The sequence below is a fragment of the Henriciella pelagia genome, from assembly GCF_002088945.1.
GTDB classification, from domain to species: Bacteria; Pseudomonadota; Alphaproteobacteria; order Caulobacterales; family Hyphomonadaceae; genus Henriciella; species Henriciella pelagia.
Map to the genome: position 1 here is coordinate 1,048,503 of NZ_NCSU01000007.1, position 18,089 is coordinate 1,066,591.

An 18,089-nucleotide genomic window follows, 5' to 3' on the forward strand; every position below is an offset into this window, starting at 1 on the left:
AATCGTAGCAACTTGGAAAGGGCCGACATGAAAGTCGTGCTGCTGAACGTCAAATATTCTCCAAATCTCGGCGACGGGATCATCGCGGAGTGCTTCGAACATGCGCTTCGCGCAGCAGTCCCACGCCTTGATGTGTCGAGCTGTGATCTGGCGGGACGCACAGACTTTCAAAGCCGGAATCCAGGCCTGCGCAGTCTGGTCCTCGGCGTCATGGGGATGCTGCCGTCGTCCTTACGCAGTCCGGCGCTCGCCAGCCTTGTTCGCTATCAACTGAAGTCGCATGCGCTCGACCATTATCGTTGGCACCTGCGCGATGCCGACATTGCCGTCATTGGCGGTGGCCAGCTGATTGCCGATGCGGGCCTGAATTTTCCATTGAAGATCTCGTCCGCTGTCGAGATTGCCCGACAAAACGGAGCGAGAGTCGCGATATTCGGGGCGGGCGTCGGACAGCATGTCAGTGGCAAGGGGAAGGCACTGTTCCGTGCCGCCTTTGACCCCGGTCTCGAGGCCGTGGGCTTGCGGGATGAGCTTTCGCTTGAGAGGTGGAACGCCATGTTCGATACACCGCGCGCAAGCCTGGTTCATGACCCTGGCATGCTTGCCAGCGATCTTTATCCGGCGGAAAAGCGGCGCGCCGACCGCGTGAAGCCGAGGGTGGGGCTTGGCATCACCGACCCGAACATTCTGCGTCTCCACGCCGATACCGGTGAAGGGGCGCATGATACCGACTGGATAAGCCGGTATGCTGACCTTGCCTGCACGCTGACGGGCGAGGGCTTTGCGGTGAGCCTCTTCACGAATGGAGCGACCAACGATCAGTCTTGTGCCGCAAAAGTTTATCGGCGCATTCAATCCCGGCTCGCTGATGCTGGTGATGTGTCTCTCCGGGCCCGGCCAGAACGGCCCGATCAACTGGCTTCGATGATCGCCGGGTTTGACGCGGTCATCGCCCACCGCCTTCACGCAAATATTGTCGCGTTCTCATACGGCGTGCCGCATATCGGATTGCACTGGGACTCCAAGATGACAGGCTTTTTCGATGGCAAGGGACGGTCCAGATATCTGATCGGTTGCGACACACTGAGTCAGGAAGAGAAGATTGTGCCCTTGCTTCGAAGCGCCCTGTCGGAAGGGATTTCACCCTTCCAGCTGGCCGTGGCAAAGCGCTCGACGCGGGAGGCTATCGTCCGCTTCGCCAACGCATTGCTTGGTGATGAACACGTCGCTCAGGCGCGTGCAGGGTGAGCGTCTGAACGGGACGCGGCCCTCGGGCTAAATGTCAGTTTCCGGGACTCGAAATCATGGCTGTCGTGCAGCGATCACGCCAGTTGGCCAGAGGTTTGCATAAGCATTAATCCCATGTGATGTGAAGTCAGGGACATGCTTATGAGTATAGTAGCAACCGAGGCGACACGCATCGGTAAATCGCCGCGCGCACGCGCCGGTAGCCGTCTGGCACCTCTCGACGCCCTGCGGGGCATCGCAATCGCTTGGGTCGCTATCTTCCATTTTTGTTCGTTCTGGGCGCCCTCAGGGGCTGGGGACCCATTGCTGCCCTATGGTGACCTGCTTGCCTGGGTGCCTTTTGCCAGCGTCGGGTATCTCGGCGTCACCCTGTTCTTCATGATTTCGGGTTTCGTCATCCTCATGACCCTTGAGAGAACGGCGTCGCTGATTGATTTCGCAGTGCGCAGGTCGGCGCGCATCTGGCCAACGCTGGTTTTGTGCGGGTGTCTGACATGGCTCATCGCTCTCGCGATCGGTCCAGAGCAGTTCAAGGCCAGCCCGGCCGAGTTCCTGCTCAGCATCTTTGCGTTTCCCCCTCAATATATCGGCGACCTCACTGGCCAGTCGGACTGGGGCTGGCTCGACGGGGCATACTGGTCGCTGTGGGTGGAAGTGCGGTTCTATGCGATGATCGGTGTCTGCTACTATCTTCTGAAGTCTCGCTGGATGACTGGCTGGTTCGCATTCCAGGGGATTTGTGCGCTGCTGTTGCTCGGCTTTTCCTTCACGAATCTTGGCGTGCTCGACAAGATCGGATCACTGCTCTTCTATCAGGATGTGGTCTATTTTTCCTTCGGAATGATTGCCTTCAAAGTGTATTCTGAACGCCGGTTCTCGACCGGAATGAGGGTGGCTTTCGGTCTGAGCGCACTCCACGCACTTGTGCTGGTCCTGCACCTGACGGGTGGAAAACCGTTCAGTGCTGAATTTGTCTTCGGCTATGCGACCATCTTTATCCTTTTCTGGGCGGCGCTGTGGCACGAACCGTTCAAGAACCTGCTCGCATGGCAGCCTCTGGTCCAGATTGGACGAGCGTCATACTCCTTCTACCTGCTCCATCAGGTGATCGGGCTCAGCATTATGTACTGGGCAAGCCAGATGATGCCGGGATGGGCCGTCGCCGCGTTCGTGTTGCCGGCGGTGATAATCCTTCTCCTTGCCCTTTCGAGGGCGGTATTCCTGAACTACGAACAGCCGCTCAATCGCAAGATCGTGGAGTTGCAGGCCCAGACCGCCTGATCTGCCCGAACAGGATCTGCGGAGCGGCAAGTTTCTTGCGTGTCCGAGCGGAAGCCGTAACGTTTCGGTTCAGTTCATTCAGCCTGAGGAAAAGGTTGCCTTGCAAAGTCGTGATCAGAATGTCGGCAGTGCAGACCACCGGGCCGTTTTACCTGTCATCGGGTGCTTCGGCACCTTTGCGCCAGGAGTGATCTCTTGGGCATAGAACTTATCGGACTGATTACGGTCGCATTGGGTGGCTTTGCGATGTTGCGGTCGTCCGCCATGGCGCTGACGGTGCTCTGCTGTATGGGCCTGCTCGGTGCAGCGTCAGCCATGGCCTTTGGCGGGGCCAATATCACGCCTGGTCATCTGAGCCTTGGCTTTTTCGTTCTGGCGGTGATCGTCCGCCGCGATGGTATCGGTTATGCGACCCTTCCCATGCAGCGCGGCGGACCGGGCTTCGTGCTCTTGCTGCTTTGCCTCTGGGGCCTGGTGTCGGGCATGTTCCTGCCAAGGCTGTTTGCGGGCGAGCTGATGGTGTTCCCGATGACGCCGGATTTCAAGTTCATCATCGAGGAGCCGCTCTATCCTTCCGGCTCGAATTTCAATCACGCTGTCTACTTCATGAGTGGACTGTTCGTCTTCTCCTTCGTGGCCTCCATGGCGCGCACGAACGAGATGATGAAGAAGGCAGGCGGGGCGCTGATCATTGCCGGGGTCGTGAACCTGGTGATCGTGCTGGTGGATACAGTGACGTTCGCGGTTGGGGCGTCCGCGATGCTCGATTTCATTCGCAACGCTGATTATTCGCAGATCTTCTATCACAAGTTCATGGGCGTGAAACGCGTGACCGGCTCGTTTCCAGAGGCATCTGCCTTCGCGGCAGTTGCCGTCGGTTTGTTTGCCTATAATTTCAGGCTGTGGCGGGGCGGTGTCCGGACCCGGATGACAGGCTGGGTCACAATCGGAACGCTGGCAGCCATCCTCTTCTCGTTTTCGACGACGGGTTATATTGCCCTGATCGTCTATTTGACCATCGCCTATTCAAGCCTGCTCATCCGCTCGGACCGGAATACGCCCTATGCGATGCGGTCTTCGACCAATCGCGCCATATTCCTGTCGCTCGGGCCGCTTCTTGTCCTGGCCGGAGCAACGGCGGTCGCCATCAAGCCCGACCTGATTTCACCCATCGTCGATACGTTCGATGCATCGATCACCAACAAGCTTGGCAGCGCCAGTGGTGTCGAACGGACATCCTGGAACATGGTCGGCTTGCGGGCCTTCTTTGAAACGTTCGGCCTTGGCGCAGGGATCGGAAGTGTTCGCACGTCGAGCTTCCTTGTTGGCGTGCTGGCCAATCTCGGCATCATTGGAGCGGTATTCTTCACCGTATTTCTCGCGCGCCTGTTCCTGGTCGACCGCTCGGCGCGATCAGGGCTCGCCGACAATGAGTCACGCCAGTATGCGGCGGCCGCCCGCGCCGGATGCTTCACCATCTTTGTCGCATCTGCGGTGTCATCATCTTCGGTGGATCTCGGCATACATTTCTTCGTCATGGCCGGTCTGGCCTGCGCGTCCCTCTTTTATCGCCGGGTGCCTGCCGACGTGGTCGCTCCAAATGTCGAGCAAGACGCTGTGCCGCCGGCTAGTGGCACCATCTCTGCTCGAATGCGGGGCCATTTCTCCTAGTCTGGCGCGATACATGCATACCGGGCCGTCCAGCGGGAGTGTTCAATACCGAAACGCTTCTTGCTCAATTTGAGAGCAGAATGACCCAGTGTCTCGGCACCACGAATGAAGATGGATTTTTTGTAAGGAAAATCCTGCTTGGCTATTGCGCTCGCAGTGAAGAGCGAGCACAATGCAGTCGACCAGTTTGCGGATCGCAGTCTGGCAAAATGGGTCATGGGGACAGTCGACAACGGGCCAGTACGGTGTCGGCTCAATTTTGTTTTTTCTGAGCATGGAAAGGGGACGCCATGTTGTTCAAGTATGAGCCTGGCTCAGCGCACAAGCAGTTCAAAGAGCAAGGCTACGTGCATCTGAAAGATGTGCTTGCCGACGACTTCGTCGACTACATGACGGCGTTCTATGAAGAGACCCAGAAGACGGCTTCCGGTGAGGCCGAGGACTGGAAAGTCTATGGCAAGAAGCGGCAATACGTTTTCGAGTTTCCGTCGCAGGCTGTCGCTGAGGAATTTCGCGACGGACTGGCGGCGTTGACAGGCATCAGCCCTGACGGGTTCACGATTTCCGAGCGCCACCTCAAAGTCTATGACGAAGCTGCCAATCCATGGCCGGCACCGCACAAGGACCGCGCCGCATCCGAGGTATCGATCGGCCTGCCTGTGAAGCTTCCGGAAGGCTCTACCGTCTGCGTCTTCCCGGAGCTGCAATTTGGCCCGAACCCGGAAGAAAAAGCGGTCTTCATGACTGATCGTGACCATCCGGATCTCGAACACATCTACCAGAAAGAGACCTGCGTCATGCTCAATGAGAGTATTGGTGACCTCGTCGTCTTTCTCGGCTCATCCATCTTCCACGAGCGTGTGAAGGCCGCGGGTGCAGCCATCCTTTATATCAAGGTGAACGGCGACGGCCGTGACCCTCTTGGCGAGAATATTTTCGGAGACAAATCCGTCGCCGAAGCGCTCTAGGGCGCTTTCCTTAACCCATTGGCTTCAGCGTAGAGGGGACAACGCATGGCAGAGAAACTCAAATCAGCGGAGATGACTCCCGGACCAGGCTTCATGATCCGGAACAATTTCCCGCGGCCACCCAAGGAAATCATCGAAGGGTTCGCCGAATTCGAAACGGCGGATGTCTCTGACAGCCTGAACCGGCTCTACGCGATGAATGGCGAAATCCGGAACCTGTCGAATGACAAGGAACTTCTCGGCCCGGCGCTGACCGTCAAGCTTTACCCCGGCGACAATCTGATGATCCACAAGACGCTGGACATCGCAAAGCCGGGTGACGTTGTCGTTGTCGACTGCAGCGGCGCCATGACCAATGCCGTCTTCGGCGACCTCGTTGCAAACAAGGCGACCTATCGTGGCATTGCCGGTTTCATCATTGATGGCCTCATTCGCGACCTTCCGGGTGTTCAGGAAACCGGTATGCCGGTCTATGCGCGCGGCACGACGCCGTTCGGCCCGCTGCATCGCGGTCCAGGTGAGATCAACACGCCAATCAGCTGCGGCGGTGTCGTTGTCCATCCCGGCGATATCATCAAGGCCGACCTGACCGGCATCGCCGTCGTTCCACGCGACTATGGTGCGGAAATCCTTGAGCGCCTTCGCGCCAGCAAGGCACGTCAGGCCGCTTATGTGGAAGACGTCAAGCGCGGCGTGTTCTCCAATGCCTGGGTCGAGGAGCAACTGCGCTCCACCGGGTGCGCGTTCAACGACTAGACCCCGCAGCCAAGCTTTCCTCGAGAGGCTTAGACCCATGTCGGTTCAACCAGTTACACGCGTCTGGCTGCGCAACAAGCGGCGCCTGCTCGACGTGCAGGCTGGACTGGCACGGCGTCGTTTCCGCAGAATCCGGAACACCTTCTATAACAGTCTCTGGTCGGATGCGGCTGAAGCGGTTGGGGCAGAGCTTTCGCGCTGTCCCAACGGTCTCGTCCGGATCCGCAAGGGACAGGCATCCACCTTTGTCGATCACTCGGACCTGATGCTCGACAGCGCCATCACGCTGAGACTGATGGCGAACAAGGCCATGACGTTCGATTTCATGGCAGAGACCGATCTGCGGACGCCGGCCTTTGCGAAGTTCATGCTGTCCACGATCGAGAAGGCAGAGGCGTTTCTCGCAGGCCAGAATGGGCCAGTTGTCGTCAAGCCGGCTGACGGTACAGGCGGCGGCCGCGGCGTCACGACAGGCATCAGGACCGTGCAGGCCCTGCACGCCGCCGCGCGCCATGCGGCAGGCTTCAATCAGGCCCTGATGGTGGAAGAACAACTCGTCGGAGCGTCTTTCCGTCTTGTCTATTTCGATGGCGAATTCATCGATGCGGTGCGGCGCGATTCCCCGATTGTTGTCGGCGATGGCACGTCATCGGTATCCGCACTGGTGAAAGCAGAAAATGAGCGTCGGCTGGAAGGCGAGGAGATTACAGCTCTTTCGCCTCTCATCCTGGACCAGGAAAGCCGCAATACGCTTGCCGCCTCCGGCCTGACCGCAAGCCACGTCCCGGCGGCCGACGAAGAGGTGCGCGTGAAGCTTGCCGTGAATGAGAATGGCGCTGCGCAAAACCATGTCGTGCGCGATGATGTTCACCCAAGCATTATCGACGCTGGCGCCAGGCTGGTGAAATCGTTCGGAATAAGATTTGCAGGGCTCGATGTCACAGCAAGCGATATTTCGGCGCCGCTGGGGCAGGGGGACACGATCTTCAACGAGGTCAATGTCAATCCGGGAATCCACCACCACTACCTGGTCGCCAATCGCGACCGGACGGTCGATCTCGCTCCGCTCCTTCTGAACCGGATGTTCGAAACCGGAGCCGGCACGATTACCCTATGACCCAGTTCGACCCAGGCACCCCCGTCATCCTCCTTGGAGGACGCGAAAACGCAGTATCCGTGACCCGCAATTTCGGCCGCAAGGGCATACGCATCATCGCGAGCGGCCTGCCGGGCTGCCGTTCGATGAATTCACGCTACACCAGGGAGTCCTATCCGGTCCCTGAAGGCATGACGGCCAGCCATTACTGGCGTGAGCTGCTGTTGGTGAGCGATGTGGACCGCCTGAAGGGCGCGATCATATTCCCGTTCTGCGATGAGTCACTGGCCTTTGTAGAGGCGCACAGGGATGCCCTGGCCGAGCATTATCTGCTTGAAGAGTTCGTGCCGGAGCTGCGCCGCATCATGCTGGACAAGCAGGCGACCTTGAAGCTTGCCCGCGAAGTGGATGTCCCCGCGCCAAAATACTGGGAAATCACGTCCAGTCTGGATGTCCAGAACATTCGCGATGAGATCACCTTCCCGGTCATGGTGAAGCCGCTCGATTCCTTCGCCTTCATCCATGAGTTCGGACGCAAGCTCTTCATCATCGAGGACAGTTTCGACGAGATTGTGGAGAAGGTGGCGCTGGCCCGTTCAAAGGGGCACGACGTGATGGTGGTCGAAATGATCCCCGGACCGGACGATCTCCTGTCCAGCTATTACACTTATCGCACGGCTGATGGCGTATGCCTGTTTGACTACACGAAAAGCGTGATCCGCCGCTGGCCGCTGAACCGGGGCGGGTGCTGTTTTCATCAGTCCGAATGGCTGCCGGAGACCGCCGAAATCGGCAAGCAGCTCTTTGACCGGATCGGCTGGCAGGGTTTCGGCAATGTCGAATTCAAGCGTGATACCCGCGATGGCAAGCTGAAGATCATCGAGGTGAATGCGCGTTTCACGGCGGCACATCGCCTCGTGACGGCATCAGGCGCGCCCATTGATGAAATGATTTACTGCCACTTGACCGGTCAGCCCGTTCAGGCCTTTACGAGCTATAATAACAAGCTGCGGATGTGGTATCCGATCCGTGATTTCATGGCATTGCGGGAGCTGAACGGACTGGGCCGACTCGGCCCGGTATCCTGGCTGAAGTCAGTGTTCGCGCAGAAATTCGTGCTACCCTATTTCAGTCTAACCGATCCGATGCCAACGCTTGCAGAGAGTGGCGCAAACATTTCGCGTGCCTTCGGAAAAGTGACGGGTGTGTTCAAGAGGACGGAGCGCCATGCGGATTCCACGCGATGATCTTGCCAAGGTCACGTTCGGCGTCCTGACATCGGCCGGCGTCGATGCTGTACAGGCCGGCGCAGTCACCGAAAACCTTGTCTGGTGTGACATGGTGGGCCGGCGCAATCACGGCGTGGAACGCTTGCCCATCCTCCTGAAGCGCGCGGCTGCCGGGGGGATAAACTGTCAGGCCCGCCCGCAATTTACGCCGCTGTCACCGCCCGTGCAGAGGCTGCGCGCCGATAATGGCTTCGGGCACTATGCCGGCAAGCTGGCGATGGACCGGGCGTGTGAGCTGGCGAGTGAGCACGGCGTCGGTGTCGTTGGGGTCAGCGAAAGCAATTTCTTCGGCGCAGGCGCCTATTATTCCGAACTGGCGGCGCAACGCGGCATGATCAGTCTCGTTCTCAGCAATTCCTTTCCAAAAGTGGCTGCACCGGGCGGGCTGAAAGCGGTACTGGGAACCAATCCGTTCACCTTTGGCGCGCCGCGCTCAAACGGGCGTTCCGTGCTGGTTGACATGTCAACTGCTGCGGTGGCTGGTTCGACGGTGCGTGAGAAGGCCGCCAAGGGCGAAGTGTTCGAGCCCGGCATTGCCATAGATGCCGAAGGCGCCCCCATCCTCGACCCGAACAAGGTGATGTCCGGCACATTGCTGCCGGCGGCGGGCGGCAAGGGATTTGGGCTTGCCATCATGGTCGAAATCCTTGGCGCAGTCCTGACCGGCGCGGGTGTGTCGAAACAGGTCGGCTCGATGTACAAGCACGTCGACGCGGCTGGCAACAATGGCCAATTCTTCATCGCCCTTGACGTCTCATTCTGGATGTCGCCCGAAGCCTTTGGCGACCGCATGGAATTTCTGGCCGAAACAATTGCCGGGCCGGATGAGCCCGGACATGCGAGGCTGCCGGGGGAGGCGCGCTGGGCCCATTTTGATGAAAGCGCTCTCCATGGCATCGCTCTTGAACAGGAAACCTTGAACGCGCTGGAGGATCTCGCGCACGAACACGGCGTCGATCTGCCGTGGGCGCAGTGTCGGGGATAGTGATGAAGCGAACCTGTTTTCGATCTGAATGCGATGTTAGCCAGCGCGGGAGATCCGGGAGCAAGGCATGGCACTGAAAGTTGCTCTCTTTTGCGATGGCCCGGAACACCTGCAACCGTGGATGCTCCGTCTCGCTGAAGGCATATGCCGTCACGCAGACATGCAGATGTGCGGCCTGATCGTTTCGGCGGATGCCGAGCCGGACCAGGCACCGCGTCATCCCCTCATTCGTTTCTGGTGGAATTTCGAACGCAAGTTCGCTGCAAGGCCACAGCCGGCCGAGAGCGACATGTTTGCAGATATCCTCGACACCCTGCCCGCAGTCGACAGGCTGGACAGGGCCGGTATCGAAAGGCTTGGCGCAGACGTCGTGATCGATCTCAGCTCGACAGGGCGTATCGATCACTTCGCGTCTTTGTTCCGGTTCGGCATCTGGGGGCCGAGCGTTGTGCGTCATGGCGTGGGCAATGCTGCCATGCAGGCCATTGTCACCAATTCACCGGTAACCGAGATTCAGCTTGTGCACATTTCCGGCGCGAACCGTCCCAGGTCAGTGATCGCTTCGGCTGCGCTGAACACCAAATTCATCGTGTCGCGCAATCACCTCTTCATGTGTGAGAAGACGGTGCCGCTCATCCTGCGGGAGCTGAAACGGGCAACGCTGGACATTCTGGACATTGATGCGCTGAAGCGCGCGCCTGAGACACCAAAGCCAGCTGGTGCGGCGGATTTCGCAGTCTACCTGTGGAAATTCGCAGCCGGAATGGGCACGCGCGTCATCGAAAAAATTGCGACCAGGCTCGGCTTGCGTCCGGGGATGTTCTTCTTGAAGACGATGGATAGCGATATTTCAGGCGCCGAGCCTTCGGTGATGAAGGCGCACACCGCACCGTCGAATGAATACTATGCCGATCCATTCCTGTGGGAGAGGGATGGCGAAACCTACTGCTTCTTTGAAGTGTTCGACTACACGACCCAGAAGGGGCATATCAGCGTCGGACGACTGGCAGAGAATGAGCTGGAGGATGTCACACCCGTCCTCAAGACCGATTATCACTTGTCATTTCCATTCCTGTTCGAGCATGAAGGCGAACTCTTCATGATGCCGGAAACATGCGGCGCGAGGCGGATCGAGACGTGGCGCTGCGTCGAGTTTCCGGCAAGGTGGGAACGCAAAGCGACCATCCTCGATGATGTCATCGCCGCCGATTCCAGCCTGGTGCAGATCGGGGAGGACTGGTGGCTGTTTACCAATATATCCACCGATCCGTTCGGCGAGATGAATTCTGAACTACACCTCTACAAGGCGGACGGGCCGGCCATGACCAAGCGGACGCCGCATGCGCTCAACCCCGTGGTGTTCGATACCCGCACCGCGCGGAATGGCGGGCGCATCCTGGAACAGGACGGCGCATACTTCCGGATTTCGCAGGACAATTCGCACGGCCGCTATGGCTATGGCCTGAACGTGATGAAGATCGACCACATTTCGCTGAATGACTATCGCGAGACCATGGTGCGCAAGATTGAGCCGGACTTCGAACCGGGCGCGATTGGTTGCCACCACATGGACTCGCGCGGCGAGAAGGTTGTCATTGATGTGCGGCGGCGGGTAGGCGGCTACGGCTCTCGCGCCGGACGTGCAGACGCAGGGAGACTGCGTGGCCGAAATTGACCGCATCGTTGTCATTCATGACTATAGCGTCGCCGAGGGCGGCGCCGGTATGCTCGCCATGGAGGCGATCCGCCAGTATCGCGCGCGAGGCTATCCGGTCACGCTGATGACGGGGCAGGGGCCCAATGCGGCCCTCGACGCGCTCGGCGTGTCGGTTGTCGGCCTCGGGGCGCAGGGCCTGCTCGAAACCTCGAAGCTGGAAGCGCTTCGCAAAGGCATCCACAATTCCGATACGATGAAGCAGATCGGCGCGTGGATTGACGATAATGATACGCCTGCGACGGTCTATCACCTCAACAACTGGTCGCAGATCCTGTCGCCGACCATCTACAAGGCATTGCGCCCGGTGGCTGAGCGAACGCTGGTCACCTGCCATGATTTCTTCAACGTCTGCCCGAACGGCTCGTTCCTGCATTTCGGAAAGTCGCAGACCTGCGATGCGAGGCCGCTCTCGGCGGAATGTTTCTTCAAGCAGTGCGACCGGCGAAATGCATTCCACAAGTACTGGCGCTTTGCCCGTCATATTCATCTGAACCAGCTCGCGCAATTCAGGGCCAGTCCCAGCACATTCTCATTCATTCACGCTGAGATGCGGAACAAATTTGTGGCGGCGGGCTTCGAGGCCGCGGATACGGCCATCATTCCCAATCCCGTCAGCGCCTGGACGCAGGAGCGGATCCGGGCGGAAGAGAATTCCGGCTTCCTGTTTGTCGGTCGGGTTGGCCGCGACAAGGGCGCTGATATCGCGCTGCGGGCGACGCGGGATGCGGGACAGAAGATTACCATCATCGGTAGGGGCGAACTCGAATCCGAAGCTGACAGGTTTCCCGATGCGACCTTTACGGGCTGGCTCGACCGCGAGGAGATTGCGGGCCATGCGCGGCGGGCGCGGGCGCTGATCGTGCCCAGCCGGGTCACCGAGCCCTTCGGGCTGGTCATCCTGGAAGCGGCGATGAGCGGCCTGCCGGTGATCGTTTCCGACTCGGCGTATCTCTCACGTGATGCTGAAAGAATGGGCTTCGGATCGCGCGTGTCGGTGAGCGATGAAGCCGCGCTTTGCGAAACGATCAACCGGTTCGCGACTGATGACAGTTTGATCCGTGCAATGAGCGAGTGCGCCTTTTATCGTTCATCTGCCCTGTGTCACACGCCCGAATCATGGACGGACGCGCATCTCGAAATCTTTTCACGAAAGCTTGGTCAGGTTCCGATTGCGGAATCGGGCCATGGCGCCGGCCTGCGACGGGTCGCGACCTGATCCGGGATAGGCCGCACACCGATGAATGGGACGGAACGGAGCGTGCCACATTCGGGTCCGGTGACGTCGTGCCGAGCAATTCGTGAGCGCTTGCAGCAAAATTACAACACCCCCTTCTGGCAGAAAAAATCGTCGTGAATCAGAGCAGATTTGCTCGCTAACATTGCGTTTGACAGGTGGCCGGCGGCGAGCCTGATGCGCAATCTGTGCCGGTCACAAAACCATGAATTTTCTGTAGTCAAACTGTCACGCACTAAGGATACCCGTCCGCTCCGAGCAAGGCGCAAAACAGCGCTGGGTCCAACTTTGAAGCTCGGAAAACGATGGGGTTCCTCATGAAACTGAAAACTGCTGGAAGCGCATTTGCGCTACTGCTCGCTGCGGCTGCCTGTACGCAAGGGTCGGAAATATCCTCGCCGGGACCAACCAATCCGGGCACGCCTCCGGGCGGCGGTGGTAGCGGTGGCGGCGGCGGTGGTGGCGGCACGGCCTCGTGCCCAAGCGGCTTCACTGAAGGCGCCGCCGTTGGTGGTCTGACCACTTGTGACATTTCCGGCACGATCCTGGCTGATCTGACCGTTCCAAACGTGTCAGGCGTCGCGTATCGCCTCAGCGGCCGCGTCGACATTGGCGAGGATGTCGGCGCCGATGGTAGCGCGGGTGGCACGTCCGCGACCCTGACAATCGAGCCGGGTGTAACCCTGTTCGGCGAATCGGGTGACGATTACCTCGTCGTCAATCGCGGATCGATGATTGACGCCGACGGCAGCGCATCCGCCCCGATCGTCTTTACTTCCGCTGACGACCTTGAGCGCCAGGCTGATAGCGACGCTTCAAACGATGATGGCGGCGACAGCATCGGTGAGTGGGGCGGTCTCGTCCTTCTCGGCCAGGCGCCGATCAACAACTGCATCTCCGGCACGCCGGGCACCGCCTCCTGTGAAAACATCATCGAAGGCGTGCAGCCGCAGGCTTTCTATGGCGGCGCCGATACGAATGACAGCACCGGCACGCTCAACTATGTGCAGGTTCGTTTTGCTGGCAATGAACTCTCCACCGGTAATGAACTGAACGGCATCACTTTCGGCGGCATCGGAGCCGGCACCACGGTCGAGAATATCCAGGTCCATAACAATGCCGATGACGGCGTCGAGTTCTTCGGCGGCAACGTCAATGTCCGTTACCTGGTGCTGACCGGGAACGATGACGACTCCATCGACACCGACAATGGTTACAATGGCAATATTCAGTATGCGGTGGTTGTGCAGCGGGCCGCAGGCGGCGACAATATCGTCGAAGCGTCTTCCGCTGGCGGCGCGGTGGATCCGCGCTCGAACGCCACCCTGTCGAACTTCACCTTCGTGGGTAACCGTTCGAACGCCTTCCGCCTGAACACCAATACGATCGGCCGCTATGTCAACGGCGTCGTTGACTATGGCAAGGAGTGCTTCCGCTGGGAGACGTCTGCCGGTGACGGAACGGTCGGCTATGGCGGCATCGATGTCGATCCGAGCTTCGACTCCGTGCTCTTCGACTGTAATGGTGGCCTCGCCCTCGCTTCCGGCGACACGACCACCCCGCCAGCCGCAGTGTCTGGCGGAACGAACAATACGATTTCTCCAAGCTCGCTCTCGTCCGGCTTCTTCCCGGGACCAGAGGAAGGCGACGTCACGGTATTCGATGCCTCGACCCTCGACTCCTTCTTCGAGACGACCAGCTTCATCGGTGCTTTCGGACCAACCGAGACCGCAGATCAGAACTGGGCAACGGGCTGGACCTTCGCACTCTTCCCCGATCCTGAATGCCCGGTCGGGACGACCGACTCCGGCGTTGATCTCAACAGCTCGAATGTCTGCCAGATCACTGGCACCATTACCGAGGATCTTCGCCTGACAAGCGGCAATGTCTACGAACTCGTCGGCCGCGTGGATGTCGGTGTCGACACCGGCGCAGACGGCACGGCAACTGGCGGTAATTCTGTTGCTCTGACGATCGAGGCAGGCGTGACGGTGTTTGGCGACGAGGGTGACGACTATCTGGTGGTCAATCGTGGCTCGCAGATCTTCTCCAATGGCACGGCGTCTGATCCTGTCGTGTTCACGTCGGAAGACGATCTGACCAATTCGCAGGTCGATGCCGAGAACGCCATTGGCGAATGGGGCGGCCTCGTCATCCTTGGCCAGGCGCCGATCAACAACTGTATCGCTGGCACGCCGGGCACCGCGTCCTGTGAAAACATCATCGAGGGCGTCGAACCAAACGCCTTCTATGGCGGCGCGGATGATGCAGACAGCTCGGGTGCGCTTTCCTACACCCAGGTCAAGTTCGCCGGTAACGAGCTTTCCACCGGTAATGAACTGAACGGCATCACCTTCGGCGGTGTGGGCAGCGGAACCTCGGTTGAGTATATCCAGGTCCACAACAATGCCGATGACGGCGTCGAATTCTTCGGTGGCAGTGTCAATGTCCGCTACCTGGTGCTGACCGGAAACGATGACGACTCCATCGACACCGACAATGGCTACAATGGCAACATCCAGTTCGCCATCGTTGTCCAGCGGACCGCAGGCGGCGACAATATCGTCGAAGCGTCTTCCGCTGGCGGCGCGGTGGACCCGCGCTCGAACGCCACCCTGTCGAACTTCACCTTCGTGGGTAACCGTTCGAATGCGTTCCGCCTGAACACCAATACGATCGGCCGCTATGTCAACGGCGTCGTCGACTATGGCAAGGAGTGCTTCCGCTGGGAGACCTCTGCTGGTGACGGAACGGTTGGCTATGGCGGCGTCAATGTCGATCCGAGCTTCGACTCCGTACTCTTCGACTGTGATGGTGGCCTTGCCCTCGCTTCCGGCGACACGACCACCCCGCCAGAGGCTGTTGCAGCCGGATCGGCCAACACGACGGGGACCGCCAGCAGCCTGACATCGACCTTCGTCAACGGGGCGGCTGAAACTGCGGCAACGGCATTTGATGCCTCCACGCTCGACAGCTTCTTCGAAGCCACGAGCTATATCGGCGCCGTCCAGAACGCGCAGGATACCTGGTGGCAGGGCTGGAGCTGCGGCCTGGAAGCTTCCGATCCTTGCTGATGAAACTGCGCCAGACCGGCCTGGTCCGGTCTGGCGCCTTCCATCTGGTCTCAATGGCAAAACTCAAGAAATCTAATGTCCGACCGGAAAGGGCACATCGAAATGACTGACCGATCTTTTTACGTCTACCTCATGCTTTCAACGGCGCTTTGCGCGCTTCCTGCGCAGAATGCGATGGCTCAGGAAACCGAACCGGACACGCCGGTCGAGCTCGAGAATGAAGCTGAAGCCGACCGCAACCTCGACACTGTGGTTGTTCGCGGTGAATTCATCCCGGCCCCGCAACGCGAAACCTCCCAGGTCGCATCCTTCCTGACTGCGCAGGACCTGCAGCGCCAGGGTGATGCGAATGCGGCGCTGGCGCTTACGCGTCTCAGCGGCCTTTCCGTTGTTGGCGAGCGGTTCGCCTATGTTCGCGGTCTTGGCGACCGGTATTCATCGGCGCTGCTCAATGGCTCGCCGCTGCCGAGCCCCGAGCCGCTGCGCCGGACGGTGCCGCTCGACCTGTTCCCCTCGGATGTGCTGGAAGGCGCTGCCGTGCAGAAAACCTATTCGGCGGCCTATCCCGGCGAGTTTGGCGGCGGTGTAATCGATCTCAAGACGCTGCGCACGCCCCGTGAGAACTATGCAAACGTAAAGGTCGGGGTCGGTATCAATCCTGAGTCCAATTTCAATGACGGCGTCTATTATCGTGGCTCCGACAGTGACTGGTCGGGCTATGATGACGGCCTGCGCGACCTGCCCGGTCCACTTGCGAGCGTCATTTCCAGCGGCACGCGCCTCAGCTCCCTGACGGATGCCGAGGTCGAAGTCGTTGGCGAGAGCCTCGTCAACTCGCCGCTGAGCGTGGTGCAGAAGGGTGAGCTTGGCCCTGACTTCAACGCATCGATCGATGGTGGCTGGAGCGGCGATTTCGGGTCCTTCGATCTCGGCCTTGTCGGCGTTGTCGGTTATGATGGCAGCTGGAGCGTCCACGAGGCAAAACGCCAGGTCGCTTCCAATGATACGGTCGGCATCGATCTCGAAACGCTCGAAACCACCTTCGAAGCAACTGTGAATGCACTTGGCTCTGCGACACTGGGCTGGGACCTCAACGAAGTTCAGGCGACTGCCTTCTATGTCCACACGACGTCGAAGGAAACGCAGGTCGACCAGGGCAGCGACTTCAACGCGCCCGGCTCGACCGGTCTCGTCTACGATGAATCGACCGGCTGGTTCGAACGGGAACTTGCCTTCTTCCAGCTTCGTGGTCTGCACGAATTCGGCGATTTTGACTTCAACTGGCGTGGATCGATCTCCGAATCCAGCCGCGATGCGCCTTATGAGCGTTCGCTTCGCCGACTGGTCGATGATCAGGGCCGCGTTCGCTATTCAGTGGCGAACAATTACAATATCCGCTTCTCCGAACTGACCGACGAGAATCAGAGCTTCGGCGGCGACCTGTCCTACACCATGCCGCTCGGCGACTATCGCGAGGCTGTGTTCAAGGCCGGTTACGATTATTCGACGACAGACCGTGAGTATAATTTCGTCTCCTTCCGCTTTGCTGGCGGCAATGCGCTTCCGCTCGACGTGCAGCTGGCCCGTCCGGACTATCTGTTCTCGCCGGACAATATCGGCCCTGGCCGTTTCGAACTGGTGGAAAGCACGTCGATCAACGACTCCTACCGGGCAAACCTGGATGTCGCAGCTGCCTTCATCGAGGCGGACATGGAAATCCTGCCCTATATCCAGACAACGCTGGGCGTGCGGTATGAAGAGGGCGAGGAGTCCGTCGAGACGTTTGACCGGTTTGGCAATATCGGCAATGGCGGCTCCATCGAGAATGAGTATTGGCTGCCATCGGCAACCTTTACCTGGAACTTTGCTGAGGATCTGCAGCTGCGTCTCGGATACTCTGAAACGATTGCCCGTCCGCAATTCCGCGAACTGGCTCCGTCCCTCTATTTCGATCCGGTTGGCGACCGCAGCTATCGCGGCAACCGGTTCCTGGTAGACAGCGAACTCACCAATTATGATGCGCGCCTCGAATACTATCTCGGCCGCAACGAGTTCATCACACTGGGCGGTTTCTTCAAGGAACTTGAAAACCCGATCGAGGAAGTCCAGTTCGCGAACGCGACTTTCGTTTACGAGACAACCTTCATCAACTCGCCCAAGGCCGAGCTTTACGGTGTCGAAGCGGAGTATCGCACGACGTTCGACATGCCGGTCTTCTCCGATTACTCATGGGTGTCGGATCGCGACTGGATGTTCGCCATCAACTACACCTACACCGAGTCTGAAGTGCAGGCGCCGAACGGATCGGTCATCATCGACCCGTTCACCGGCCGTGACCTTGATGCCTCCCAGTTCAATATTGACGGGACTCAGCTTCAGGGGACGCCGGAGAACATCCTGAACATGCAGTTCGGCTGGGAGAACAATTCCGAGCAGTTCACACTGCTGCTGAACTGGGTCGATGAGCGCATCCTCCAGCGCGGGATCGATTCCCAGAGCGTCAGCCTGCCGGACATCATCGAAGATCCGGGCATCACCCTGGACGCGGTCTACAATCGTGACCTGATGATCGCCGGGCAGGACCTGAAACTGGGCCTCAGCCTCCGCAACATCCTCGATGAGGCGCATGAGGAGTTCCAAGAAAGCGATACGATCGGGCGCACGGAGTACAACACCTACGATCGCGGCCGCAGTTTCTCGGCCAGCCTGACGATGCGGTTCTAGAGATTGTTCGTTTGTTGAGTTGCCGGCGGGAAGCAGTGGTCTGAGA

Annotated in this window: 12 protein-coding genes; all 12 read left to right on the forward strand. The window is 59.2% G+C overall.

What is annotated here, in order from left to right; genetic code table 11:
• The first annotated feature begins 27 nt into the window (after window positions 1-27).
• The gene (locus B8746_RS07895) at window positions 28-1,248 is read left to right on the forward strand and encodes a polysaccharide pyruvyl transferase family protein (protein ID WP_158084566.1); all 1,221 of its coding nucleotides are present in this window, start codon (window positions 28-30) and stop codon (window positions 1,246-1,248) included.
• A gap of 141 nt (window positions 1,249-1,389) precedes the next feature.
• A complete protein-coding gene (locus tag B8746_RS07900; RefSeq protein ID WP_158084567.1) occupies window positions 1,390-2,529 on the forward strand; it encodes an acyltransferase family protein in 1,140 nt (379 codons plus the stop codon).
• A gap of 195 nt (window positions 2,530-2,724) precedes the next feature.
• The gene (locus B8746_RS07905; RefSeq protein ID WP_143434552.1) at window positions 2,725-4,200 is read left to right on the forward strand and encodes a hypothetical protein; all 1,476 of its coding nucleotides are present in this window, start codon (window positions 2,725-2,727) and stop codon (window positions 4,198-4,200) included.
• A gap of 290 nt (window positions 4,201-4,490) precedes the next feature.
• On the forward strand, window positions 4,491-5,168 hold the full coding sequence (locus B8746_RS07910; protein WP_084393076.1) for a hypothetical protein: 678 nt from the start codon (window positions 4,491-4,493) through the stop codon (window positions 5,166-5,168).
• Window positions 5,169-5,213: 45 nt separating this feature from the next.
• A complete protein-coding gene (locus B8746_RS07915) occupies window positions 5,214-5,924 on the forward strand; it encodes an RraA family protein (RefSeq protein WP_084393077.1) in 711 nt (236 codons plus the stop codon).
• A gap of 37 nt (window positions 5,925-5,961) precedes the next feature.
• The gene (locus B8746_RS07920; protein ID WP_084393078.1) at window positions 5,962-7,041 is read left to right on the forward strand and encodes a hypothetical protein; all 1,080 of its coding nucleotides are present in this window, start codon (window positions 5,962-5,964) and stop codon (window positions 7,039-7,041) included.
• Window positions 7,038-8,267, forward strand: a complete 1,230-nt coding sequence (locus B8746_RS07925) for a carboxylate--amine ligase (RefSeq protein ID WP_084393079.1) — start codon at window positions 7,038-7,040, stop codon at window positions 8,265-8,267. Before B8746_RS07920 ends, B8746_RS07925 begins: the two co-directional genes overlap by 4 nt.
• Window positions 8,248-9,294 carry an Ldh family oxidoreductase gene (locus B8746_RS07930; RefSeq protein ID WP_084393080.1) on the forward strand — a complete coding sequence of 349 codons (1,047 nt, stop codon included), beginning with the start codon at window positions 8,248-8,250 and terminating at the stop codon, window positions 9,292-9,294. Before B8746_RS07925 ends, B8746_RS07930 begins: the two co-directional genes overlap by 20 nt.
• 67 nt (window positions 9,295-9,361) lie before the next feature.
• Window positions 9,362-10,969 (forward strand): glucosamine inositolphosphorylceramide transferase family protein, encoded by a 1,608-nt coding sequence (locus B8746_RS07935; protein WP_084393081.1) that lies wholly within the window; start codon window positions 9,362-9,364, stop codon window positions 10,967-10,969.
• A complete protein-coding gene (locus tag B8746_RS07940) occupies window positions 10,956-12,227 on the forward strand; it encodes a glycosyltransferase family 4 protein (RefSeq protein WP_095380843.1) in 1,272 nt (423 codons plus the stop codon). Before B8746_RS07935 ends, B8746_RS07940 begins: the two co-directional genes overlap by 14 nt.
• A gap of 335 nt (window positions 12,228-12,562) precedes the next feature.
• Complete coding sequence (locus B8746_RS07950) at window positions 12,563-15,319, forward strand: right-handed parallel beta-helix repeat-containing protein (protein WP_233124030.1); 2,757 nt, start codon at window positions 12,563-12,565, stop codon at window positions 15,317-15,319.
• A 102-nt stretch (window positions 15,320-15,421) separates the two neighbouring features.
• Entirely contained in the window at window positions 15,422-18,043 is a 2,622-nt protein-coding gene (locus B8746_RS07955; RefSeq protein ID WP_233124032.1) for a TonB-dependent receptor domain-containing protein, read from the forward strand.
• Window positions 18,044-18,089: the final 46 nt, after the last annotated feature.

Excerpts from the sequence above, each read along its gene's own strand:
- B8746_RS07895 (WP_158084566.1), top strand. The coding sequence starts at position 28 with ATGAAAGTCGTGCTGCTGAACGTCAAATATTCTCCAAATCTCGGCGAC.
- B8746_RS07900 (WP_158084567.1), top strand. The coding sequence starts at position 1,390 with ATGAGTATAGTAGCAACCGAGGCGACACGCATCGGTAAATCGCCGCGC.
- B8746_RS07910 (WP_084393076.1), top strand. The coding sequence starts at position 4,491 with ATGTTGTTCAAGTATGAGCCTGGCTCAGCGCACAAGCAGTTCAAAGAG.
- B8746_RS07915 (WP_084393077.1), top strand. The coding sequence starts at position 5,214 with ATGGCAGAGAAACTCAAATCAGCGGAGATGACTCCCGGACCAGGCTTC.
- B8746_RS07920 (WP_084393078.1), top strand. The coding sequence starts at position 5,962 with ATGTCGGTTCAACCAGTTACACGCGTCTGGCTGCGCAACAAGCGGCGC.
- B8746_RS07925 (WP_084393079.1), top strand. The coding sequence starts at position 7,038 with ATGACCCAGTTCGACCCAGGCACCCCCGTCATCCTCCTTGGAGGACGC.
- B8746_RS07930 (WP_084393080.1), top strand. The coding sequence starts at position 8,248 with ATGCGGATTCCACGCGATGATCTTGCCAAGGTCACGTTCGGCGTCCTG.
- B8746_RS07935 (WP_084393081.1), top strand. The coding sequence starts at position 9,362 with ATGGCACTGAAAGTTGCTCTCTTTTGCGATGGCCCGGAACACCTGCAA.
- B8746_RS07950 (WP_233124030.1), top strand. The coding sequence starts at position 12,563 with ATGAAACTGAAAACTGCTGGAAGCGCATTTGCGCTACTGCTCGCTGCG.
- B8746_RS07955 (WP_233124032.1), top strand. The coding sequence starts at position 15,422 with ATGACTGACCGATCTTTTTACGTCTACCTCATGCTTTCAACGGCGCTT.